At 41.0% G+C, this 23,426-nt stretch carries 25 protein-coding genes; 14 read left to right on the top strand and 11 right to left on the bottom strand.

What is annotated here, in order from left to right; genetic code table 11:
* Nucleotides 1–31: 31 nt before the first annotated feature.
* Nucleotides 32–532, top strand: coding sequence for an acyl-CoA thioesterase (locus ACM0OY_RS06505; RefSeq protein ID WP_414568043.1), 501 nt, complete (start codon nucleotides 32–34; stop codon nucleotides 530–532).
* Nucleotides 533–573: 41 nt separating this feature from the next.
* On the opposite strand, the gene ACM0OY_RS06500 is transcribed toward ACM0OY_RS06505, so the two are convergent.
* The 3 genes from ACM0OY_RS06500 to ACM0OY_RS06490 all read right to left on the bottom strand — a co-directional run bounded on the left by ACM0OY_RS06500 (nucleotide 574) and on the right by ACM0OY_RS06490 (nucleotide 3,237).
* Entirely contained in the window at nucleotides 574–771 is a 198-nt protein-coding gene (locus ACM0OY_RS06500) for a hypothetical protein (RefSeq protein WP_414568042.1), read from the bottom strand.
* Between the two features lie 369 nt (nucleotides 772–1,140).
* Nucleotides 1,141–1,782, bottom strand: a complete 642-nt coding sequence (locus tag ACM0OY_RS06495) for a hypothetical protein (RefSeq protein WP_414568041.1) — start codon at nucleotides 1,780–1,782, stop codon at nucleotides 1,141–1,143.
* Nucleotides 1,783–1,887: 105 nt separating this feature from the next.
* Nucleotides 1,888–3,237: an AAA-like domain-containing protein gene (locus ACM0OY_RS06490; protein ID WP_414568040.1), complete on the bottom strand. Its 1,350-nt coding sequence runs from the start codon at nucleotides 3,235–3,237 to the stop codon at nucleotides 1,888–1,890.
* Between the two features lie 171 nt (nucleotides 3,238–3,408).
* On the opposite strand from ACM0OY_RS06490, the gene ACM0OY_RS06485 reads away from it, so the two are divergent.
* The 9 genes from ACM0OY_RS06485 (at nucleotide 3,409) to ACM0OY_RS06445 (ending at nucleotide 10,029) form a co-directional block, all read left to right on the top strand.
* Nucleotides 3,409–7,419 (top strand): AAA-like domain-containing protein, encoded by a 4,011-nt coding sequence (locus tag ACM0OY_RS06485; RefSeq protein WP_414568039.1) that lies wholly within the window; start codon nucleotides 3,409–3,411, stop codon nucleotides 7,417–7,419.
* A 15-nt stretch (nucleotides 7,420–7,434) separates the two neighbouring features.
* Nucleotides 7,435–7,635 (top strand): hypothetical protein, encoded by a 201-nt coding sequence (locus ACM0OY_RS06480; protein ID WP_414568038.1) that lies wholly within the window; start codon nucleotides 7,435–7,437, stop codon nucleotides 7,633–7,635.
* A gap of 31 nt (nucleotides 7,636–7,666) precedes the next feature.
* Nucleotides 7,667–7,906: a hypothetical protein gene (locus ACM0OY_RS06475; RefSeq protein ID WP_414568037.1), complete on the top strand. Its 240-nt coding sequence runs from the start codon at nucleotides 7,667–7,669 to the stop codon at nucleotides 7,904–7,906.
* Nucleotides 7,903–8,298 (top strand): type II toxin-antitoxin system VapC family toxin, encoded by a 396-nt coding sequence (locus ACM0OY_RS06470; protein WP_414568036.1) that lies wholly within the window; start codon nucleotides 7,903–7,905, stop codon nucleotides 8,296–8,298. The genes ACM0OY_RS06475 and ACM0OY_RS06470 overlap by 4 nt, the downstream gene beginning before the upstream one ends.
* A gap of 246 nt (nucleotides 8,299–8,544) precedes the next feature.
* Nucleotides 8,545–9,054 carry a DUF4365 domain-containing protein gene (locus tag ACM0OY_RS06465; protein ID WP_414568035.1) on the top strand — a complete coding sequence of 170 codons (510 nt, stop codon included), beginning with the start codon at nucleotides 8,545–8,547 and terminating at the stop codon, nucleotides 9,052–9,054.
* A complete protein-coding gene (locus ACM0OY_RS06460) occupies nucleotides 9,047–9,298 on the top strand; it encodes a type II toxin-antitoxin system HicA family toxin (RefSeq protein ID WP_015131012.1) in 252 nt (83 codons plus the stop codon). The genes ACM0OY_RS06465 and ACM0OY_RS06460 overlap by 8 nt, the downstream gene beginning before the upstream one ends.
* A gap of 7 nt (nucleotides 9,299–9,305) precedes the next feature.
* Nucleotides 9,306–9,437, top strand: a complete 132-nt coding sequence (locus ACM0OY_RS06455) for a hypothetical protein (protein WP_414568034.1) — start codon at nucleotides 9,306–9,308, stop codon at nucleotides 9,435–9,437.
* A 116-nt stretch (nucleotides 9,438–9,553) separates the two neighbouring features.
* Entirely contained in the window at nucleotides 9,554–9,802 is a 249-nt protein-coding gene (locus ACM0OY_RS06450) for a type II toxin-antitoxin system HicA family toxin (RefSeq protein ID WP_322702727.1), read from the top strand.
* Entirely contained in the window at nucleotides 9,799–10,029 is a 231-nt protein-coding gene (locus ACM0OY_RS06445) for a type II toxin-antitoxin system HicB family antitoxin (protein ID WP_096541157.1), read from the top strand. The genes ACM0OY_RS06450 and ACM0OY_RS06445 overlap by 4 nt, the downstream gene beginning before the upstream one ends.
* A 196-nt stretch (nucleotides 10,030–10,225) precedes the next feature.
* Here the strand turns inward: ACM0OY_RS06445 and ACM0OY_RS06440 are convergent, their stop codons facing one another.
* The gene (locus tag ACM0OY_RS06440) at nucleotides 10,226–11,422 is read right to left on the bottom strand and encodes a 1-deoxy-D-xylulose-5-phosphate reductoisomerase (protein WP_414568033.1); all 1,197 of its coding nucleotides are present in this window, start codon (nucleotides 11,420–11,422) and stop codon (nucleotides 10,226–10,228) included.
* 413 nt (nucleotides 11,423–11,835) lie between these two features.
* Between ACM0OY_RS06440 and ACM0OY_RS06435 the strand changes: the two genes are divergently transcribed.
* From ACM0OY_RS06435 to ACM0OY_RS06425, 3 genes are all read left to right on the top strand, one after another.
* On the top strand, nucleotides 11,836–13,143 hold the full coding sequence (locus tag ACM0OY_RS06435; protein ID WP_414568032.1) for a mannosyltransferase family protein: 1,308 nt from the start codon (nucleotides 11,836–11,838) through the stop codon (nucleotides 13,141–13,143).
* Between the two features lie 77 nt (nucleotides 13,144–13,220).
* Nucleotides 13,221–14,192 carry a DMT family transporter gene (locus tag ACM0OY_RS06430; RefSeq protein WP_414568031.1) on the top strand — a complete coding sequence of 324 codons (972 nt, stop codon included), beginning with the start codon at nucleotides 13,221–13,223 and terminating at the stop codon, nucleotides 14,190–14,192.
* Nucleotides 14,189–15,151, top strand: a complete 963-nt coding sequence (locus tag ACM0OY_RS06425; RefSeq protein WP_414568030.1) for a DMT family transporter — start codon at nucleotides 14,189–14,191, stop codon at nucleotides 15,149–15,151. Before ACM0OY_RS06430 ends, ACM0OY_RS06425 begins: the two co-directional genes overlap by 4 nt.
* A 64-nt stretch (nucleotides 15,152–15,215) precedes the next feature.
* Here ACM0OY_RS06425 and ACM0OY_RS06420 read toward each other — a convergent pair whose 3' ends face one another.
* Nucleotides 15,216–16,046, bottom strand: a complete 831-nt coding sequence (locus ACM0OY_RS06420; protein ID WP_414568029.1) for an alpha/beta fold hydrolase — start codon at nucleotides 16,044–16,046, stop codon at nucleotides 15,216–15,218.
* Between the two features lie 681 nt (nucleotides 16,047–16,727).
* Complete coding sequence (locus ACM0OY_RS06415) at nucleotides 16,728–17,222, bottom strand: NUDIX hydrolase (RefSeq protein WP_414568028.1); 495 nt, start codon at nucleotides 17,220–17,222, stop codon at nucleotides 16,728–16,730.
* A 492-nt stretch (nucleotides 17,223–17,714) separates the two neighbouring features.
* Here ACM0OY_RS06415 and ACM0OY_RS06410 point away from each other — a divergent pair, with 492 nt between their 5' ends.
* Nucleotides 17,715–17,879, top strand: a complete 165-nt coding sequence (locus ACM0OY_RS06410) for a hypothetical protein (RefSeq protein WP_016860072.1) — start codon at nucleotides 17,715–17,717, stop codon at nucleotides 17,877–17,879.
* A 177-nt stretch (nucleotides 17,880–18,056) separates the two neighbouring features.
* Here ACM0OY_RS06410 and argH read toward each other — a convergent pair whose 3' ends face one another.
* From argH to ispF, 5 genes are all read right to left on the bottom strand, one after another.
* The gene (gene argH, locus ACM0OY_RS06405; protein WP_414568027.1) at nucleotides 18,057–19,451 is read right to left on the bottom strand and encodes an argininosuccinate lyase; all 1,395 of its coding nucleotides are present in this window, start codon (nucleotides 19,449–19,451) and stop codon (nucleotides 18,057–18,059) included.
* A 154-nt stretch (nucleotides 19,452–19,605) separates the two neighbouring features.
* Entirely contained in the window at nucleotides 19,606–19,812 is a 207-nt protein-coding gene (locus ACM0OY_RS06400) for a hypothetical protein (RefSeq protein WP_414568026.1), read from the bottom strand.
* A 102-nt stretch (nucleotides 19,813–19,914) separates the two neighbouring features.
* Nucleotides 19,915–20,703 carry a nickel pincer cofactor biosynthesis protein LarB gene (gene larB / locus ACM0OY_RS06395; protein WP_414568025.1) on the bottom strand — a complete coding sequence of 263 codons (789 nt, stop codon included), beginning with the start codon at nucleotides 20,701–20,703 and terminating at the stop codon, nucleotides 19,915–19,917.
* A gap of 71 nt (nucleotides 20,704–20,774) precedes the next feature.
* Complete coding sequence (locus ACM0OY_RS06390) at nucleotides 20,775–22,565, bottom strand: ABC transporter substrate-binding protein (protein WP_414568024.1); 1,791 nt, start codon at nucleotides 22,563–22,565, stop codon at nucleotides 20,775–20,777.
* Between the two features lie 331 nt (nucleotides 22,566–22,896).
* On the bottom strand, nucleotides 22,897–23,379 hold the full coding sequence (ispF, locus tag ACM0OY_RS06385; protein ID WP_414568023.1) for a 2-C-methyl-D-erythritol 2,4-cyclodiphosphate synthase: 483 nt from the start codon (nucleotides 23,377–23,379) through the stop codon (nucleotides 22,897–22,899).
* Nucleotides 23,380–23,426 lie beyond the last annotated feature (47 nt).

The raw sequence follows: 23,426 nt of genomic DNA, 5'->3' as shown, positions 1-23,426 counted from the left end.
CTTTTCAAAATAGATGCCCAGAAACTTGAAAATGTCAGAAGAAAAACCCAACCAACCAAAACTACCACCAACGACTGCCCTTGATATTCCATCAACTCAGGGATTTGAGAACTGGTTTGAATATCCTGTAAGAGTGCAACCACACCACACTGACTATGCAGGTATTGTCTGGCACGGTTCCTATCTGACTTGGATGGAAGAAGCACGGGTTGAATGCTTGCGGTCTATCGGGATTGAATTTGCTGATTTAGTAGCTTTAGGTTGCGATTTACCAGTTGTAGAATTGTCGGTGCGCTATCATCGTTCAATTCAATTAGGTATGGCAGCGATAGTTAAAACCCGTATGGCTGAAGTGACTGGCGTCCGCATAAATTGGGATTATGCTATTGTCTCACCTGACGGACAAGAATTATATGTCACTGCTAAGGTAACCTTAGTAGCTTTAGATCGCGAAAGAGGCAAGATTATGCGTCAGTTACCGCCAAGTGTTAAGGATGCATTGGCTAAGGTTTCAGCATTGAATAATACTTGAGCGATAAATTAATTCTGAATGTACAATTCAGAATTAATTTTTTACTTGCCGCTTTGGATCTGCGAGATAGTTTGAGCAAACTGCGTTATATGATGCCAAATATCTTGTGGAGTAATGCCAAAACCGATGTTTAATAAAACTAGGATTGCCGCAATAGTTAATGCACTACTTACAGTTGCTTTCAGCAACTTCCACAATATTATAAAGACAATCCAAGCTACAATCAACGTAGCAATCATAATAGATAAATTCCTTAATAATACCCTTTATTTGAAAACGTGTTGAATCAGAAAAGGTAAACTTTTATTCCAGTAACAATTACTAATGTTAAAGCTGTTAAATCTAATTGTGAGTAGATACTAAATCTAAAATTTTTTTGTAACTGTACCAATGTAATATTACATGAAAATACGGCAAAAGTTCAGATAAGAGGCTACTTATTTGGCAATTTGGCAGAATTATTAAAATAAATTTTTATTACAGCAGATTGCAACTTGGTGAGATACAGATCATCGTAGGGGCGCACAGCTGTGCGCCCCTACCCATGTAACCATGTACTTCATTTACCTGAAAAACGCTGTATATTTACATCTACGTCTTGCGTTTTTTTAGGTTGAGCTACTTATCAACTCGAAGGAGTCAAAAAACTTTCTGACATCACTGACTTGAGGATTTTTTGGGCTTCCAACTAAGAGCATATACAACCTTTGATTAACAATAAAAACTCTACCCGTCAAAAAAATTCCTTCTTTTTCATCCCACAGCTTCATTTCTATGCCGGGATATGCACCTAGATTAATATTTTCCTGACTTAGTAATTTTGTCCCATCCTCTAACATTCCTTGTACAGCAGAATCCAATAATTCACTTGAGGGAATCTGAGTCACATTATTATTAAAGTCAGCATAGCTAACCATAAACACATTTGTTTCATTAGCACTCAGATACATTTTTGTAGACTCAACAACGTCAGACTTTTCACTTTGCTCTGGTGTGATGTCTGAAATGTTTTCACCCGGCATAAGAATAGAAAATTGACCTTCATCTGGAGAGAATTTTTTCCATTCTTGTGCTGCGGCGATACCTTCGGTGCTGCACGCATCGCAGATCTCACTTGATGTCGGTAATTGGGTTAGATTTAGATTTTGGCTGTTTATTGCCTCAACTTTGGGACTATTGAATGTTACTGCTGATACCAAAACCAAAGCTGCTAGAAGTAATTTCTTGGACTTGGTGATTGTTTGTAACATGGGATTGTCTGTTGAACTCGACAATTCCATCATCTACAAGGGAGACTTGAGTACAAACTGGCGTTGTAATTTAGTTAATTGAGTTAATTGAGTTAAATAGTCCTTTTAATTACGGCGAAAATATTGACGGTATAACTCGCATCTTGGCGTTACTTCATCACCTTGTAACTTTACTAATCCAAGACTATATAATTTAAATCTGATGACATTGGGCAAATGTACTGGACTATTACTAGAAGCAACCTTTTGCATTGCATCCCATAATTCTGGTTGTTGCTGCAAAATAGATTCTAGACGTTGCAGATGTTTACTATAAATGCCTTGTGCTGTAGCTGCGGTTTGCAAAAATTCCGCTAAATTGATTTTTTCCAGAGCAATTTTATACAGAGCTAAACGCACTAAAAATGGATGCCCTCCCACTAGTTCTGTCAACTTTTCTACCTCTGTATCGCTCCAATGGAGTTGATGCAATTGGGCTAAATCTTTTACTTGCTCGTGGCTAAATTCTAGTAATTCCACTGCCAAGCCAACGTTAAATGGTGATTGGTTGATATCTACTGGTACATAAGCTTCGGTGGAATATACTAACACCAATCGAAGTTTTTTCCAGATATCTCGACGTTTGGCTTCTTCGTGTAAAGCGCGTAATAATCCAAAAAAATCCCTGTAGATTTTGGGATATTCAAATAATCTATCGACTGTTTCTAAGCCTAAAACTAACGGTTGGTTGATTTCTGGAAATAAATACCGCTCAAAGTAATTTTTACAAGTTTTCATATAGCCAAAGCGCTGTCCCGATTTCCAATGCTCATCGAGTTGTTGCAGCAATTTTTCGAGTAATTCTCGATTATTTCCTGCAACTGCTTCGGTGACGGTATCGCAAAACCAGCGCAGAAATTTATTTAAGTCGGAGAAAAACTCCTCTTCTGCTAGCTGAAAATCGATAGCTACTGTTATATTTCCTTGATTTTCTGATTGATGCAGAATCCGCGCTAGAAGTGAAGATTTACCCATCTGTTGCGGTGCTTTGATGCGAATTAGGAAACCTGGCTTTTTGATTTCTTCGTAACAACGCTGTTCGATGGGAGGACGTTCTACATAAAAGGGAGAATCTAATGCTACTTCCCCTTCTGGATATTCAAGTTCGCAAGTAGAGAGTAAGGAAGGAGGAAATGATGGAAAATTATTTATTTTTTCTATTTTTTGGTGTTTTTGTGTATATGTATCTGCCAGCACTTCAAAATCGGCAATTTCCTGGACTTCAAAATCTAATACATTGCAAAATTCTAAAAAGTTGAGATAGTCAACTGGTTTTCCATTAAGAAAATTGTAAGCTGTTGATTGTTTGCGATCGATTCTCTCAGCTAAATCGATTTGACGGACAAAGCCTTTTTGTCTCATCCTTTGCTTGACTAGTTTAATGCACTCTGTACGAACTCTAATTCCGCGTGGCATAGCTGGTTGATAAAAAAAACTATGCAATTTACATTACAGGATAAGTGTTTATTTGGTAAAGTCAATTACAACTCAATAGCAACTCAATAAAAACTCAATACGTACTCAATATTCTCGAAATTAAACTCAAGATAGGCATCCATGTAATTGTTCTCTATTGGAAATTAAATTATGACTGGAGACTACGAGTATAAAGTTGGTGGCAGTTTAGGAGAAGATGCTCCCAGCTATGTAAGACGGCAAGCGGATTCTGACCTTGATTACGGATTGAGAGCAGGTGAGCTTTGTTATGTTTTTAACTCCCGACAGATGGGAAAAACGAGTTTGTTGGTGCGGACGATGAAACAGTTACAAGCTGATGGTTTTGCTTGTGCTGTGATTGATATTTCGGGATTGGGTAGTCAGGGTATGACCGTTGAGCAGTGGTATGGAAGTATTATTGATAGCCTGTTGACTGAACTTAATTTTATTGAACCAGAAGATTTAACTGTGTGGTGGGACAAATCTATCGAAATTGCTCCAGTGCGACGGTTGGCGAAACTTTTTGATGAGTTGTTACTACCAAATATTCACGAAAATATTGTTATTTTTCTCGATGAAATCGATAGCATTCTCCGTTTAGATTTTCCGGCGGATGATTTTTTTGCTTTGATTAGAAGTTGCTATCAAAGACGCTCTTTTAAAGCTGAATATAGACGTTTGACTTTTGCTTTAGTTGGGGTAGCAACACCTTCGGATTTAATTAAAGATGAGGAAAGAACGCCGTTTAATATTGGTACAGCAATTCAACTTTATGGTTTTAAATTAGATGAAATTGCACCTTTGGCAAAGGGGTTAGAGGGGAAGGTAAAAAATCCTCAAGCTTTGATGCGAGAGGTTTTGGCTTGGACGGGGGGACAGCCTTTATTGACGCAGAAGGTTTGTAATTTGTTAATTCGGGATTTGAAGAACCCCAATCTGCTAGCGAGGAGGGGAGAAAAATGGGTGGAAGGGGTGGTGAGGAGTGGAATTATTGATAATTGGGAAGCGGAGGATGAGCAAGAGCATTTAAAAACTATTCGGGATAGGATGCTGAATAAGGAGCAAATTGCTGTGGGTTTGTTGGGTTTATATCAGCAAATTTTGCAGCAGCGTGAGATTAATGTCGATCGTAGTCTCGAAGAGATGAGGTTACGGTTGACTGGTTTGGTGGTGGAACAGCAGGGAAGGTTGAGGGTTTATAACCAAATTTATGCGAATGTTTTTGATTTAAGTTGGGTTGAGAATGAGTTAGGTAAATTACGTTTTTATGCTGATAATTTAAAGGCTTGGGAAGAGAGTGAATATCAGGATGAGTCCTATTTGTTGCGGGGGCAAGAATTAGAAAAGGCTCGTCTTTGGGCTGATGGAAGGAGATTAAGCGATGCTGACTATCGCTTTTTGTCTGCGAGTGTGCAAGCAGAGTTAAATCAGAAGGTTGAGGAGGCGGAAGGGAGACAAAATCAGGCTTTGGAGGAAGAGAGGAAAGCGAAGCAGCGTTTCACGGATGTAGAGAGAAAAACAAAGCGACAGATTCGCATTGGTGGAAGCATTTTAGCTTTATTTGTTGTTGGGGCAATAGTAGCAGCAATTGGAGCGATTAGTGCAAACATAGAACGAAAACAAGCCCAAATTGTCACAGATTTAGAGCGCTCATCGGCTGGTTTATTGCGCTTACGTGGGAATGTGGGATTGGATAATTTAGTTGAGGCTATGAGGTCTGTAAAGCAATTAAAACAGTTAGTTAAAAATGGTAATCAGCTAAAAGATTACCCAACTGTTAGCCCTATATTAGCCTTGCACAATACTTTAGAATATAACCGCGAGATAAATCAACTCAAATTTGACGGTCAAGTCCGTAAAGTAGTGTTTAGTCCTGATACTAAAATTGTTGCGGGCGTTTCTGTTTTAGATGACAGTACTACCAAGCTGCTGAACTTGCAAACAGGGACAATTACCACTCTCAAGCATAACAAAAAGGTCAACAACGTAGTATTTAGTCCCGATGGTCAAATTGTTGCTACTGCTTCAGATGATGGTACTGCTAAATTGTGGAATCTACAAGGTGGAGAAATAGCTACTTTCAAACATAACGAAAAGGTTAACGATGTAGCATTTAGCCCCAATGGTCAAACCGTTGGTACTGCTTCATCGGATAATACTGCCAAGTTGTGGAACTTACAAGGTGGGTTAATTGCTACTCTCAAAGATAATAATTGGTGGGTTTCAAATGTAGTATTTAGTCCCGATGGTCAAACTGTTGCTACTGCTTCTGCATCTAACAGTACTGCCACGTTGTGGAATCTGCAAGGACAAAAAATTGCCAGTCTCAATCCCAGTCTCAATCATAAATATTTGAGAGAAAACGTAGTATTTAGCCCTGATGGGAAGACAGTTGTTACTACTTCGCTCAGTAGTTCTACAGCGAAGCTGTGGAGCCTACAAGGACAAGAAATTGCCACTGTTGAACATAGTTCTTCAGGTGAAGAAAACCTAGTATTTAGTCCTGATAGTAAGACTATTGCCACTTCCGATTCTAATAATTACTCACCCAAGTTGTGGAACCTCCAAGGGAAAGAAATTGTTACTCTCAAGCATAAGGATATAGTCAGGAATGTAGTATTTAGCCCTGACAGTCAAACTGTTGCGACTGCTTCAGAGCATGGTACAGTCAAGCTATGGAATCTACAAGGACAAGAAATTGCCACTTTCAAAATCGATAATCAAGCTATTGGGCAGATTCACAATGTAACATTTAGTCCTGATGGTAAAATTTTAGCTACTTTTTTTTCTGTGAATGGCAAAGCAAAATTGTGGAATTTGCAAGGACAAGAAATTGCCACTCTCAAACATAATGATATCGTCAATAATATAGCATTTAGCCCTGACAGTAAAACTGTCACCACTGTTTCAAAAAGAGACGGTACAGCCAAGCTGTGGAACCTTCAAGGCAGAATACCTACTGTTGTCCATTCTAATAGGGTAGAGAACATGGTATTTAGCCCGGACAGTAAGACTTTTGCTACTGCTTCACGGGATGGTACAGCCAAGCTATGGAATCTGCAAGATGGCCTAATTACTACTCTCAACCATAATGCTTGGGTCAAAAAGGTGATATTTAGCCCGGATGGTAAGACTGTTGGTACTGTATCTAGTGATACCGCCCAGTTGTGGAACCTAAAAGGTGAGGTAATTGCCACTCTCAAACATAAGGATACAGTTAAAAATATAGTATTTAGTCCCGATGGCAAGACTGTTGCTACTGTTCAACAGTCTGGTAATGCTAGTGCTAAGTTATGGAACCTACAAGGAGAGGAAATTGCTACTCTTGATAGGGTCGATAATGTGGTGTTTAGTCCTGACAGTAAGATTATTGCCACTAAATTAACTAATTTATTTAAGTTGTGGAATTTAGAAGGTAAAGAAATTGCCACTCTTAAAGATAAACGTGAGGGATCTAATTATACTAGAGCAGAGGAAAGGGTAGTATTCAGTCCTGACAGTAAGACTATTGGCACTATTTCATCTAATACTGCTACTGCCAAGCTGTGGAATCTACAAGGTAAAGAAATTGCCACTCTCAAACATGATAATTCGCTCACAAAAGTAATATTTAGTCCCGATGGTAAGACTTTTGCTACTGCTTCGGATGATGGTACAGCCAAGCTGTGGAACTTACAAGGTGGGTTAATTGCTACTCTCAAGCATAATAATTGGGTTTCAAATGTAGTATTTAGCCCTGACAGCAAGACTGTTGTAACTGCTTCATTCGATGGTACAGCCAAGTTGTGGAATCTACAAGGACAAGAAATTACCACTCTCAAACATGATAATTGGGTCTTGAATGTAGCATTTAGCCCGGATGGTAAGACGATTGCTACAGGGACTTCTTTCGCAGATCGTACTGTGCGTCTGTGGACTGAGGTAAAAGATGGTTCTTGGCAGCAGTTTGCTGAATATCAAGGCTTTGCTGAATCTCCAGGCTGGAGTTTTGTTTTCAGACCAGATAGTAAGTTAATTGCCATTAAGGTAGATGATTATTTTGTGCAGTTGCGTCGGGTTCAAAGTTTAGATAGCTCACTAGCGCGAGGTTGCAACGATTTAAAAGAATACCTTGCTTCCCGTCCCGATTTGCGAAAAGAAATTTGCCCTGATAATAAATAGCCACACTACGCCTTTGTGATGTTGGGGAAGTACGATCGCCTTTGTGATGTTGGGGAGTGCGATCGCATTTTAGTATTTTGGGAGGGAGTGCGATCGCGTTTGTGGTATTTGGGAAGTGCGATCGCCTTTATTAGGGTTGATGGGAGTGCGATGTCTGATGACAAGCCTTACGGCTACGCACTACCTGTCATCAGACGGATTGAAGAGTTCCGCTAAAATAAGTAACACAGTCATTAGGCGCAAAGTTATGAGCAATCAAGAACTAGAGCAACAACTCCTCAGCCTCGACTTAGCAGAAAGGATTCGCATCCTCCAACTTTTGGCTCAAAGCCTCACAGTGGAATCATCACAGCCATCCCGAACCCCTGACGAACTTGATTTAACCCGCGATCGCACTCCTCAGCATCCTCTACGCAAAATCCCCCTGAAAATTCCTCCAGATTTTGACGAACCCATGCCTGAATTATGGGATGCTTTGGGACAATGATTTTACTAGACACCCACATTTGGCTTTGGTGGCTGCATACTCCAGAACAGCTTTCTGAGCGTGGACGTACCCTATTAACCATAGGCGAAAACCAAAATGCCCTCATCGTTTCTGCCATTTCTGTTTGGGAAATCGCAGTCAAGCATAGTAATGGGAAACTACCACTCCCCCTTCCCGTCAATGAATGGTTTGCGCTTGCAAAAACTCGACCTGGAATTACCATAGAACCACTCGATCCACTAGATGCAATCGCCAGCACCCAATTACCCGGCGACTTCCACAAAGACCCAGCTGATCGTATTATTGTTGCGATCGCCTACCGCCGCAATATAGAACTTATGACCTGCGATCAAAAAATTCTCAACTATCCACACGTCAAAACACTTTGGTAAGTGCCATGTCTAACGACAAGCTTTACGGCTACGCATTTGTGATGTAGGGAAAGTGCGATGTCTAACGACAAGCCTTACGGCTACGCATTTGTGATGTAGGGAAAGTGCGATGTCTGACGACAAGCCTTACGGCTACGTGTTTAGTAGGGTTGATGGGAGTGCGATGTACAAAGCTTAATATGAATAAACGGCTATATAACCTATATAACTTTGATAATATTCATGATATTGAAAAAATCTCAGTAAATGCTCAGAAAAAAGCGACCAAGAGAGCATATAATAGCAGATTTAAGTGTAAATTATGTTGAACGATACGTCCTGCTATGCGGCTATTCTGTAGAGCGTATTGAGTACGATTATGGCTACGATCTAATTATATTTACTTATAATGCTGAAGGTGAAATTGAAAATGGTCAGATATATGTACAGTTAAAGGCGACAGATTCACTATCTATACTTTCCGACCAAAAAACTATTACTTTTGTTCTCACACGCTCAGATTTAGAACTATGGTTGCTTGAACCAATGCCATGTATTTTAATTGTATATGATGCAAAAAATAGCCAAGCTTATTGGTTATACATACAAGCATATTTTGAAAGTTTTGAAGGATTCGATTTATCCAATGTTGGTGATAGTGTAACTGTGCGTTTATCTAAAGACAACGTATTAAATCGGCAGGCGATCGAAATATTTGCTAAATTTAAAAATGATGTTCTCAGCCAGTTACAAGGAGTGATTCGTCATCATGGTTAGAGAAATTAAATTCACAGAATTAGAGAAATTGCTCTTAGAGACAGGGTTTGTAACCATGCAGACCTTTGGCTCTCAAAAAATTTACCAGCATCCATCATCTGGGACATTAATAGTTTTGCCTGGTTACGAGCAACAAGCGTATGTAAGAACATTGCATTTAGTTGCAGTGCGACGAATACTGTCGGAAAATGGCTTGATGGATAGCGATCGCTTCAACAGTTTTTTGAACAAGGTAGCAAGCTAAATGCCACATGCGATCGCCTTTTGTGATGTTGGGGAAGTGCGATCGCATTTGTTGGGTTTGTGGATGGCGATCGCCTTTTGGTTTTTTGGAAAGTGCGATCGCCTTTTGTGATGTTTGGGAAGTGCGATCGCCTGGGTAGTTTTGCCTGTTCTCTCAGCCACTCATACAGGGTTATCATATCTAAATAATACTGACAGGCTTTGATTTTTGGCTCTTGAGCAGAGAAAATAAATCAGGAGTTGGCTGTAAGAGGCAATGCCGAAAAAAGTAAGAGAGTTGAAAGCGATAGTGTCAAAAGTCGGCTATATCCTTCAACCAGGAAGAGGTAAAGGAAGTCATACATATTGGAAGCATCCGTTGTTACCTGAAGAACCTCTAACCATACCGGGTAAAGACGGTGATGATGCTCCGTTATATTTAGAAAAAAACATCCAACGAGTGCTAAAAAAACTCCAAGAAATGGAAAACACGCAAACCGAAGAAAAACAGGAGCCAGAAGAATGAATTATCACTACAGTATGGTAATTCAATGGTCGGAAGAAGATAGACTTTTTTTAGTACACTTGCCTGAGTTCCCCTGGCAACAATTTCATACGCATGGTAGAACTTATGAAGAAGCAGCCAAAAATGGTCAGGAAGTAATTGAGACTTTTGTTGAAATGTTGAAAGACGAAAACAAACCACTACCAGAACCAAGGATGCTTCCTACAAAACCGTTGCTAGTTGCGTAAGTTAAGTGGGTGTTAATACTAGAAATAATTATCGATCATGAGTGCGATGTCTGACGACAAGCCGCTATGCATCTACGCGTTTATTGAGAGCCAGAAATTTGAGCAAAATGTTTAGCCTTTAGCATTAGACTGAAGGCTAAACAATAATTGCTCAAGAGCCAGAAAATTTGCCTTTTGAATATTTGAGTAAAGGCTTTTATCGCAGAGAGATTATCCGCGAGTGAGTTTCTAACTTTTCAGTCGCAATTAAAACTTCTTGTCTTGCCCATTTATCTGCTGCCAAAATGTCATCTAAAGAGGGATTTGTACGGTTATCATTTTGATGGCGATCGCACACCCATTCGATACAACGAGGAATATCTAAAAACCGAATTTTTTCTTCTAAAAATAAAGCTACAGCTTGTTCATTTGCGGCATTTAATACAGCAGGCATGGAACCGCCAGCTTTACCCACAGCATAAGCCAACTGCATACAAGGATATTTCTGGTGATCTGGTTCGCGGAAAGTTAAATTTCCAGCTTTCACCAAATCTAAGCGTTCCCAGTTGGTGTAAATGCGATCGGGCCAAGATAAAGCATACAACAAGGGTAAGCGCATATCAGGCCAGCCGAGTTGGGCTAAAACTGAGGTATCTTGCAATTCAATGAGTGAGTGAATAATGCTTTGGGGATGAATGACAATTTCGATATCGTCATAATCCAAGCCAAACAGGAAGTGAGCTTCAATTACTTCCAGTCCTTTATTCATCAAAGTAGCAGAGTCTACCGTGATTTTACGCCCCATCGACCAATTTGGATGTTTCAAAGCATCAGCAACAGTCACTTCTGCTAATTTTTCTACATCCCAATCCCGAAAAGCCCCACCCGATGCAGTCAGTAAAATCCGCCGCAAACCGTTTTTTGGCACACCTTGTAGGCACTGAAATATCGCTGAATGTTCGGAATCAGCAGGTAATAATTTTACACCGTGCTTTTGAATTAGGGGTAGAACTACGGGGCCGCCAGCAATCAGAGTTTCCTTGTTTGCCAAGGCAATATCTTTACCAGCCTCTATAGCTGCGATCGTCGGTAGCAAACCAGCACAACCCACGATTCCCGTAACAACGGTTTGGGCTTCGCCGTAGCGGGCGACTTCTATCACTCCAGCTTCGCCAGCGAGTAGAATCGGTTGCGGGTCGAGGTCTTTAACGGCTTCTTTGAGTGCTGGTAATTGATCTTCTAAGCAAATTGCTGCTATTTGCGGCCGAAATTGGCGAATTTGAGCAGCCAACATTTCCACATTGCGCCCAGCTGCCAATCCCACAATCCGAAATTGATCTGGGTACTGACTCACAATATCTAAAGTCTGAGTCCCGATAGAACCAGTAGAACCAACAAGAGTAATCGCTTTCACAATTATTTAAGGATTTACAGATAACTCTCAATATAAATTGCTGAGGACTCTTTGATAATAGCGATCGCAATAATCGATACATTGGGTATGGGGCATTGGGCATGGGGCATAGGGCTAGGGTGGGAAGCTTTTTTATAATTTCCCCCCAATCCCCAGTCCCCAGTCCCCATGCCCAATGACTAAATTTGTATTGATAAATACGACATCTTTAGATATGATTGCTGAGAAATTGAGAAAAATAAGCAAAAAATAAAATATTTTCTAGTAATTGGCAATTTGTGGGATTTGTGGGATTTGTTAGTGTCTGTGGTGGAGGATTAAATATGCAAAATCTTACTGATAACTTTAAGCTAGCTGTGCTGTATTCATAGATAAGAGGATGGATAAAGTAGTATTTTAAAATACTCAAGTCTATGGTTAAAGTTCAGATAGCTATAAGAAAAATTTTATGGAAAACTGATTTCCTATATCCAGCAGCAATATGGCTTGCCAGTCGAATATTCATTTGGATAGCCATGTTGTTGGTTGCACCAAGGCTACCTTTACCAGCAGATGCATTTGTACCACGTTTTGGCTGGGAGGTTTTTGATGCATGGGATAGTATGCATTACCGAGCGATCGCTACTTCTGGTTATGAATTTGTCGATGACGGTAACCAACACAATCTAGCTTTTTTTCCTCTGTTTCCCTTAAGTATCTGGGTTTTGATGAGGCTGGGTTTGCCGTTTGAATTAGCGGGCATTTCGATCAATAACCTGGCATTTTTCGCAGCCCTTTACTGTTTATACTTTTGGGTCAAGGAGCATTATGGCATCAGCGCAGCCTACTGGGTGAGTGCTGTGGTTAGTTGCTATCCATCGTCTATGTTTACAGCGACGATCTACACAGAGGGGCTGTATTTGTTTTTGAGCACCGCGGCTTTGCGGGCTTTTGATCGAAAGCAATATCGCTGGACTGCCTTTTGGGGCGCGATGGCGACAGCAACACGTCCTACAGGTATGGCACTGATTCCGGCGTTGGCGATCGCAGCTTGGAAAGAACGCAGACCAATTATTGCTTATATTGCCAGTTTTGCCACTGCTATTGGCGTACTTCTATTCAGTTTGTATTGTGCAATTTATTTTGGTAACCCTTTAGCTTTTGTCCAAGCACAACGAGGATGGCGACCTTCCTTTGGGTTTGATTGGCAGGGTTGGTTAAACATGATCATGCAAATTCTAGTTGGTACCAAGAATTGGGAATTTGGTTGGGTGCAAAACCCATCTGGCGGCATTCAAGACCCTTGGTATCCCTTGTTGATGGCTGTAATTGTTGGCAGTGGCTATTTTTTATCGCGCTTCCATAAACATTCTATTTCTAGGAAATTAATTTATGGCTTTTATGCTTTAGTTGTATTTTTGTTAGTCTTAGCAAGTGAGCAGTGGATAAATAACTTGCTGAATGTGCTCATGGTCTTAGGTGGTGGCTTTGTGTTGTGGCGCTTACATCGACAACTCACCACAGTTACGGTTATCTATGGCTTTTGCGGTATTGGTTTGCTGCTAGCGTCTGGAGGTACTATTTCCTTGAGCCGTTTGGCTTATGGAATTGTACCTTTGAGTATAGCCATTGGTGTGCTGCTATCTCGCCATTCTCGTCAGGGATATTTTATACTCGGCTTGTTTGTGACATTATTAGCCAAAATAGCTGTAGGGTTTGCCCAAGAGCATTGGGTTGGGTAAAAGCGATTGGCCACTAGAGACTGAAAATTGGGTTAATAGTCAAAAAATTTTGTCATCAATTAAATTTAATTTTCCTAATGAATATATCCAATCAGACGAAGATGGCGCTTGCGGCATCGCTTCTAGGTGTGGGTGCCCTATCTTTTGGCTCTATTTTTGTGAGATTGAGCGAAACTGAAATCAGCCCCAATGCCACTGTATTTAATCGCTTGTGGCTTGCTAGTCTGTTCTTCGGGCTGTGGAATGGATACAAGGCGATATCTGGGCAATTTTTCTCAAATAAACCTGTAGAACAGCAATCCTACACTAGTCAGGATTTCTGGCTATTGCTAGGCACTGGTATTTGTTGGGCTGCGACTTTAGTCTTTTTGGCTTGGTCGCTGACTCAAACTCGTGTCGCTATCTCTAGTGTTTTACATAATCTTGCCCCCATATTTACTAGCTTGGGGACGTGGCTGTTATTTCGTCACCGCTTTAAAAGTGAATTTTTGCTGGGGATGGCGATCGCGGTTGCAGGAACGATTACCATTGAATTTGAGGAACTGCAAATCGCCACAGACGAAGTTCAAGGAAGCTTTGCTGCCATCATTTCAGCGATTTTCTTGGGTGCATACTTCTTGATGGTAGAAAGATTACGAACTAAATTTTCTCCGGCGATTATTCAGTTGTGGATCTGCGCGATCGCTGCGGTAGTCATATTACCCATACTTTTGTTGACTCAAGATCGAATTTTTCCCTGTTCAGTCAATGGGTGGGTTTGGGTTATTTGCCCAGCAGCGATCTGCCAAGTTGTAGGTCACGGGCTTTTGACCTATAGCCTTGCTAAGTTTTCCTCTGTGATTGTCTCCTTGGTGCATCTGTTAGAGCCAGTATTTAGCGCCATTTTCGCTTTCGTAATATTTTACGAAGAGTTAAGTTTTTTTAATTTGATGGGTTTCGCTGTGGTTTTAATCGGTCTATACTTAGCCATATCTAACCAAGTTGCAGCTAAATCACCGTTCCAGGAATCAGTCAATACTATTTTTGTTAAAACTTTGCTAAAAATATGACGACAAAACAGGCATTCCTACAAAAGTTGTCCTTAACTCCAGCTTTTGTAGGAACTTTGTCATTATTTTTTGCCCTAATTCCCATATCTTTGGCGCCATCTCTGACCAAATTATGTCAACTGGAAATTGGCGCAAATGCTGTAGTATTTCATCGCAGTTGGATTGCTACAATCGTCTTTGGTCTGTGGAATGGACTTGAGGCTTTCCGTTACCAGCAGTCCGATAATCAACCAATTGAACAAAAGCCTTTGACCAGTCAAGAAATTTGGCTGTTGTTAGCAATGGGAACTGCTGCTGCAACCTACCTGCTGTTGTGGGCTTGGTCGCTGAGTCAAACTAACGTTGCCAACGTGGCTTTATTGTCTAATTTGAATTCGTTATTCGTTGCTTTGGCTGGGTATCTGTTATTCGGTCGGCGCTTCGATTACAGATTCGTGATTGGTTTGGCGATCGCTTTGGTGGGAGCGATCGCATTTGAAATCAATAAGGTGCAATTTGCCACTGACCAAATAATTGGTGATGCCTTAGCATTTCTAACTGCAATTTTCATGGCAACGTGTATGTTGCTGATAGAAAAACTCCGGTCTCGATTTAGCACCGCAACCATCATGCTGTGGCGCTGTGGAATCACAACAATGTTTCTATTACCCGTCCTTCCATTCCTGGAAGATAGACTACTTCCCTATTCGTCGATGGGTTGGTTTTTCATTATTTTTCAAGCCCTTTTCTGCCAAGTCTTGGGTCAAGGGCTTTTAGCTTACAGCCTCAGCAGAATCTCTTCAGGAGTCGTCGCCGTCACCCTTCTGGCCGAACCAGTTTTAGCTTCAATTTTTGCTTGGTTCATTTTTTCAGAACAGGTGGGCTTGTTTGACTGGATGACTTTTGCCGTAGTTTTAGTAGGTATTTATCTAGCCCAATCTAGTCAATCTGTTGTGAAAGCAACAGATGAAAAATCTTAGCCTGATGACAAAATGATAGCTTTGCTTGACTCAACCTAAATTTTTTCCAAATGTAAGGTCAATATCAGATAAGCTTACCGTGTCCCGACTCTGTAATAAACTCCCGAATATCTATCGCTACATCCCCAGCACAAGACTGTGTTAAGTCATTTCCAGCATGGGCAATCATTTTCAACTCAACTTTTGGAATTAGTTGGGCATAAATTTGACTCTTGGCTAAAGCATATGGTGTATCTTGACCACCTTGTAAAATCAAAGTTGGGACTTCGATCATGTAAAGTCGTTTTTGTAGTGATTCCGCCTCAATTTCTGCTTGTCGCCGTTTGAAAAGTAACTGACAAGCTATGGGGTAACGCAACAAATCCTGACGTAATTGCAAATCTTGTGTAATTTTTTCATGCCAACCCAGGATTTTAGTTAAGGTAATTAGCGATCGCAACAATTTAACCACCAAGGGTGAATAATTTAATAATCGCCGCATCTTCCGACAATACTCTTCTTGTCCTGCTACCTCTACACCCTCAGGTGCTAGCAGTACCATACCATTAACATTCTCTGGATACTTTAGAGCATAGCTAGCAGCAATCCAACCTCCAAGAGAATGCCCCACTAAATAAACTTTTTCTAGCTTGACAGCTTGCAAGAACTCAGCTAAACACTCGACTTGTAAATCAATCGAATGATGGATATTAGGATTCTCCGACTCACCAAAGCCCAACAAATCAGGTGCAAAGCAATGGAAATTCTCTGCAAGAGACTCCATCACAGATAACCATTGGCTGCTCTCATTCCAAGCACCATGTAAAAAAATTACAGGAATTTCTGCACCAGCTTCACGCCAAAATAATAGCCCTTGAGAAAGCTTTCTCCGGGAGTTACGGAATAGTGTATCCATTTTAATTTAGTAGTTAACCTTTAGCACCATAATAAATAGTCATTGGTCATTGGTCATTGGTCATTAGTTATTTGCAACGACAAAGCGAAAAGTCTGTAAGGGACTTCCAAAAAATAAATTATCCCAAATTATTTGTACATTTGTAGGGGCGTGCACCTGTACATTGGTGTCAACTTAAGCTCAAACACTCAATTTACCCTGGTTTTAGATCCCCCAACCCCCGATCCTTGGGGGCAAAAACTCTAGTTCCCCCCAAGGATCGGGGGGTTATACCAATTCACTAAAAGTTTGAAACAGATCCAAATCTAGAAACCCTTGTCAAACAAGGATTTCTTAATTTTGAATTTTGAATTTTGAATTTTGAATTGGTATTAGGGGGTATCTAAAATATCGAAAATTTTTGAAATGCTTATCAGACTGTGCTTTAACGTTAAGTTGACACCCATAGCAAGATGCCCACCCCACAAGATTGGATAATTTATTTCCTGGAAATCCCTTAACTAGAAGTCCCTAAGAAGATCCCGCAGAGTGCCTCGACTTCCTGCAATAGAGCATCAGTTTGCCGTGTCCGCAAGCGTCTTCCTCTGCTACCCCACAGGGTACAAAACTTTGTAACAGAGGACAAATGACAAAGCACAAATAACTAATGACCAATGACAAATAACTAATAACAAAATATTATTATGCCAATGTTGTCAAGCCATTCAAGTAATCTTGCAACTGTTGAGTATGGTCGTGAGACATTTGTTCTGGAGGCAGCAAATTTGGAGGGAAAGCTTGGATTTCCATCACTTCCAAAGCATCTTTAACTTCCATTGTCCCATGTACTTCGGCTTCAACCGCAATACAAATTGAATGAATTCTGGGGTCGCGGTCTGGTGAGGAGTAAACTCCTACTAAACGGTTAATTTTTACTAATTCTAATCCCGTTTCCTCCATCAATTCCCGGCGGACTGTGTTGGGAATATCTTCTCCCCAATCCACCATACCTCCAGGCAATGACCAAAGACCATTGTCCCGCCGCCGAATCAGTACGATCCGACCATCGGGTAAAATTGGGATGATACTAGTGCCAGTAATGGGATGACGAAATATAATACCCAATACTGTTTGTCCAATACGCCATAAGCTACGTGTGGACTCGACAGCTGACGGAAAAAAAGCAATAACGTTCAATCTTCAAAATTTATGTGTTGTATTCTATATTTCTCTACCACTTACATTAGCTCAACTATAAAATTTTTGTTGAGTTTTGTTTTATACAAAAATGTTTGTGGGTTGAGATTTTATTCTAACGATTTACGTAGAATATTCTTAATTCTAACATCAAGTTTCCAGAGAAGCACTGTATTTCTATATACATAATATTGCTTAATTAAAGTTTTTGCTGAATAAATAATATTAGTTTTTTTCCAAGTAAAACAACTAATTAGCTAATTTATATATATTTAAGACATTTGAATTCCATAAACGATATTTCTTATCTAGCTGCTAGCCAGATAATTATCAATTATTATTGACATAACAATGTTGAATGCGGTAGACTAGAACACTGTTTAAAGCGTATCGATTAGTCACTAGGCTACAAGTATATCAAAAACATTGGTAGCTGATATTGCCTGCGTCATGCCTAGTTGCGATTTTTTGTTGTTTATTAATGAGGTGAACATGGCTAAGCGCCGTAACCCGAAAAAAGAAAAGGCGCTACGGAACCAGGCATATGCCCGTAAGTTTCGTAAACGGACTACCACAGGAAGAATGCAGAGAAGGTTCCAACAAAGACCACCGAAGAGTGAGGAAGATGAGGGCGCAGCAGCAGTTGATGCTGAGTAAGTTGCCTGTTAATATACTTACTTTTTAAGTCTTTTAAAAATTGAGGGCGTACAAGTGTACGCCCTCAATTATTTTGGGGCACTGGGAAGAGGCAGGGGGGCAAGGGGGAGAATGAAAAATTACCTCTTTCCCCTCTGCTCCCTGCTCCCTGCCCCTCATCTCCCTCATCCCCAGTCCCTACTCCCTCTCTTGTGCAATTTTAGTGCGGGCGGCTATGAGTGCTTCATATACCTGTGCAAAGCCAGTACCACCATAACTATTGCGGGCAGCCACGACTTGGCGGGGGGATATGGCTTGATAAATATCTGGGGCAAATGCTGGATGTAGTTGTTGCCATTCGTCCAATGTCAAATCTTTTAGGAGTTTACCTGCGGCAATACTGGTTTTTACAACTTTACCCACGAGATTGTAAGCTTCTCGGAAAGGAACACCTCGTGCTGCTAGATAATCTGCCACATCGGTAGCATTAGAAAAGTCTTCCGTTACGGCTTCGGCTAAGCGCTGGGTACGAAATTCTAAACCTTCCCCTAGCAAAATTGTCATTGCTTCCAAAGAGGCTTTGACTGTGTTGACGGTATCAAATAAACCTTCTTTATCTTCTTGCAAGTCTTTGTTATATGCCAGGGGTAACCCTTTCATAATCACCAGCATTGCCTGGAGATGTCCGAATACCCGTCCTGTTTTCCCCCGTACCAATTCTGGGACATCCGGATTTTTCTTTTGCGGCATGATACTGGAACCGGTGGCACAGCTATCTTTGAGGGTAACAAAGCGAAATTCTTCAGATGACCAAAGAATGACTTCTTCTGCAAGCCGACTGAGGTGAACCATAATTATGCTAGCTGCACACAAGAATTCGATCGCAAAATCGCGATCGCTCACTCCATCGAGGCTGTTAGCATAAATATTGTCAAAATTCAAGAGCTTGGCTGTGTAATGGCGGTCAATGGGGAAAGTAGTCCCGGCTAAAGCACCGCACCCCAAAGGTGAAATATTCACGCGGCGAGAAACATCACTTAGCCGTTCCCAGTCCCGTTGTGCCATTTGAAAGTATGCCAGGAGATGATGAGCTAAACTCAGAGGTTGGGCACGTTGCAGGTGAGTATAGCCAGGAATTAAAGTTTCAACGTTTTTTTCAGCTATATCTAGCAGAATGCCTTGAAATTCCCGCAATTGACTTTTGATTTGTTGGATTTGGTCGCGGAGGTAGAGTCTAGTATCAGTGCCAACTTGGTCATTACGCGATCGCGCTGTATGCAGCTTTTTACCCACATCACCGACAATTTCTGTCAATCGTCGTTCCACTGCAAAATGTACATCTTCAGCATCGACACCAGGCTGAAATTTTCCCTGGCGGTACTCTTGGCGAACTTGGTCTAAACCTGCAACTAGTTCTTCGCCTTCTGCTTTTGAAATTATGCCCGTGTGAGCCAGCATTTTGGCATGAGCTTGAGAACCAGTCAAGTCATATTCTATTAATTCAATATCAAAATTTATACTGGCATTAAAACGAGCGATCGCTGGATGTAATGCTGATTCAAACCGCTGACTCCAAGTTTGTTCTTTAGTCATAAATATTGGGGGAGTGGGGAGTGGGGAGTAGGGGAGATGAGGGATATGGGGGAAATGCGGTTCGGCTTTGCTCACCGACCGACAGATGAGGGAGATGTCTTTACCCTCTTGCCAGCCTCTTTCTCCATTCCCTACTCCCTACTCCCCGCTAGTTTTAACCGTAGCTAGTTAGATTCCGAATGATATAGCCAATGACTAAACCAATCAACAATGCCCAAACTTGACCTGTTTGTATAAAATGGTTCCAGGATTTTTGTATCTGACCCATGAGGTCTGGATCAGTAATTGTTTGTGCTAGAGCTGTCCAGTTTACAGGCAAATGCCAAAGAAACTGAGATATAAAATCGCTGTAATGACTCATATTTGGTGATTGAGAAGTTGGGTTAGCAAATTTCAGTCTCAGCTTTTTTACATTAATTACTGATAAATACTGAAATCTTAAGTATGACTTTAATGTCTTAACTCAAGATTCAGGGGATGCCAACCGCAATTTCTCGGCTGTCCGCAAAATTTGTCCTGCCAAAACTGCTGCGCCAAAACCGTTATCGATGTTCACTACACCTACTCCCGCGGCACAAGAGTTGAGCATTGTCAACAGTGGTGCTAGACCGCTAAAACTGGCGCCATAACCAATGCTAGTGGGTACAGCAATCACCGGACAATTTGCTAAACCAGCGACGACGCTGGGTAAAGCGCCTTCCATGCCTGCGACGACAATCAGCACCGATGCTGAATCGATGAGGTGACGATTACTTAATAAGCGGTGAATCCCTGCAACGCCAACATCCCAGAGGCGGTTTACTTGAAAACCAGAAAGTTCAGCAGTAACAGCGGCTTCTTCAGCAACAGGTAAATCAGCGGTACCAGCAGAAAGAATGCCGATTTCGCCCTGAAACTGTGGTTCGAGGGTAGCAGGAGCGATCGCACAAATTCGCGCCATTTCGTAATACCGCAAACCAGTAACTTTTGCTTGCAGTGCGCTATAAACTGCACTTTCAATGCGAGTTGCCATCACCACCGGGTTACGGAGGCGCATCACCTCGATAATTTGAGCAATTTGATCGGGTGTTTTCCCAGGACCCCAAATGACCTCAGGGAAACCAGTTCTTAACTGGCGATGGTGGTCAATTTTGGCAAACTCACCCACACTTTCATAGGTTAAGCCTTTAAGAGAGTCTAACGCTACATCTGGAGAAACTTTACCATTGGCAACCGCTTCTAAGAGCGATCGCAAATTTTTTTCATTAGTCATCAGTCATTATTCCTTTGTCATTAGTCATTAGTCATTAGTCCTTTGCAAATAACTAATGCCCCATGCCCTATTTAATCAACTACTTTCAGTTCGTAGAGGTTCCAGAAGGGGCCACCAAGAGCAGTATACTGAATACCTTGGAAGCGATCGCGCACGGCTTGTAAATTCAACCCTTCCACTAAATGAATAAACGGCAACTGTTCTGAGGCGATGCGCTGATATTCGTAATAAATTTCTTTGCGCTTGTTTTCATCTAATACTTGTGCGCCCTTAATATAAAGGCTATCAATTTGTTTTTCCCAATCAGAAACTTCCCAACCAATTAGCGGCGGATCTCCTGGTTGTGCGCCTTGATTAAATGCGTGAGATGCACCGTTAATTCTCCAGATATTGCTAGCACCGTGGGGTTCAACACCACCTCCAGCAAAACCTCCAAGGTAACAATCCCAATTTTGTGTAACTTTCAGTTTTTCTAAATAAGAATTGAAACTCAAGATTTGCAAATCAACCTGAATCCCAATTCTTGCCAGGTCTCGTTGGATTTGAGCTGCCATATCTCCTCTCACTTTCCTTTCGGAATTCGTCAACAGAGTAAATCTGACTCGGTTGCCATCAGCATCTAAGAGTTGATTTTGGGCATTATATTTAAACCCAGCGTCTAACAGAAGTTTCTTCGATTTTGTGGGTTCGTAATTATATACTTTTAATCCTTTTTCTGGAGGGAGAAAGTAGGGACTTTTCACATAAACAAATGAATTTTGCAGTTCCCCTAATCCCCGGTAAGCATTGATTTTCATCGTTTCGCGGTCTAGTGCATAGGCTATAGCCTGTCTAAATTCCTTTTGATTAAACCAGCGAGATTTGATGGGGTCTACCAAAGGCTTACCCTGGGAATTCTTAGCTTGATTGAGATTAAAAGAAATAAAAGTGGTACTTGTATTTGGCCCGCCATTATAAATTTTAAACTTCGCTCGTTTTTCTTCTCGTTTTATTAAACTAAAACCTTCGGGAGGAATTTCTAAATCATCTAATTGTCCAGAGCGAAAACTAATCAACTGGTTTTCAGTGGATTCAATAATTTGCCAAACAATGCGATCGATGTACGGCTGAGGATTACCCTGAGCATCTTTGCGCCAGTAGTATGGATTGCGTCGAAATATAACTCGTTGACTGGGAACATAACTTTCCATGACATAGGGACCGTTGCCAACAATTTGTTTGGGATCGGTGCCTGTTCCCCACATAGAAATAAACTTAGGATTTCCATCAGATTCAGTTGTGCGAATTGCTTGTTGTAGAGCATGGGCTGGCATAATCGGGATGCCGCCTACATATCTTACAAAAGGAGCAAAGGGTTCCTGTATAGTAAATTCAACCCGGCGATCGTCGATTTTCCTCACCTTTGGTAAAGTGCCCTTTTCACCAACTTTTAAGGCATCTTTTAAAGAAGTCGGGATTTTTGGATTAAGGTAGATTTCGTTATAAGTAAATACAACATCATCAGCAGTCATTGGTTTACCATCTGACCACTTGAGTCCTTCTCGCAGGGTGATTACAACCCGTTGTGCATCTTCAGAAACTTCCCAAGATTCTGCTAAACCAGGTTCTAGTTTTGTAGTGATGGGATTCTCATTAATCAATGAGTCATATATGAACCCAAAAACGCTATATGCTGACTCATTCAAAGCATAGTTAAAAGTTGAAGGTTCACTTAAAACTGCACTAACGATTTGTGGAACTTGAGCAGCTGCGGTTTTAAAGTTACTAGGGTTGCAGGCGGTAACTGTAAATGCTATTGCTGAACTCAGAATTATTGTCAACCAAAAACGTTTAATTGTAAAAAAAATCGCTGATAATTTCATAGAATTAAATCAACTTGAATTCTGTCTCATTAAGGTCAATAAATTCACCCCCAGGTTTAGAGGACAAAGATTCAAGTGTATCTAATCCTATATCTGGGGTAACTTTAGCAAACAGATGGGGCAATTTGTATTAATCATCCGAGATGGTTTGATAAACTATCTGAAATTTACCAATAATGCCCGAATAAGTTAACCATCGGATGATTTAAAATGGTAGTTGTGAGACAGCAAAAAAAAGCGCAACAGAATTAGTCAAGTGCTTTGCTTTTCAATGACTTACTCGTGCGAGAACCCTAGAATAGATTCTGATTTTTTTGACATCATCTCATCATTATTCCTGTAATAATAAAACTACAGCATAAGCACAAATGCCTTCTTCTCGCCCTACTGGACCTAATTTTTCATTGGTCGTAGCTTTGATGCCAATTTGATTTGGTTGTAATTCTAAAACAGTCGCTAGTTTGTCGCGCATTTTGTGAATATGCGGTTTTAATTTGGGACGTTCTGCCACTACCACCGAGTCAATATTTCCCACCTGCCAGCCTTGCTCCCGAATTAGCTGATGTACTTGAGTTAATAGTATTAAACTATCTGCTCCAGCCCATTGGGGATCGCTAGGGGGAAAATAATGACCAATATCCCCCAAAGATAATGCCCCAAGCATAGCGTCCATAATGGCGTGGGTGAGTACATCAGCGTCACTGTGACCCAACAAACCGAGTTCATGGGGAATTTGAATTCCTCCCAAAATTAAAGCGCGATCGCTCACCAGTTGGTGAATATCGTAGCCGTTACCAATACGAATTTTAGTCATTAGTCATTAGTCATTAGTCATTAGTCATTAGTCATTAGTCATTAGTC

Origin of the sequence: Nostoc sp. CCY 9925 (assembly GCF_963920935.1) — a bacterium.
GTDB lineage: Bacteria > Cyanobacteriota > Cyanobacteriia > Cyanobacteriales > Nostocaceae > Nostoc.
This window is presented reverse-complemented; position numbering and strand designations above follow the sequence as displayed.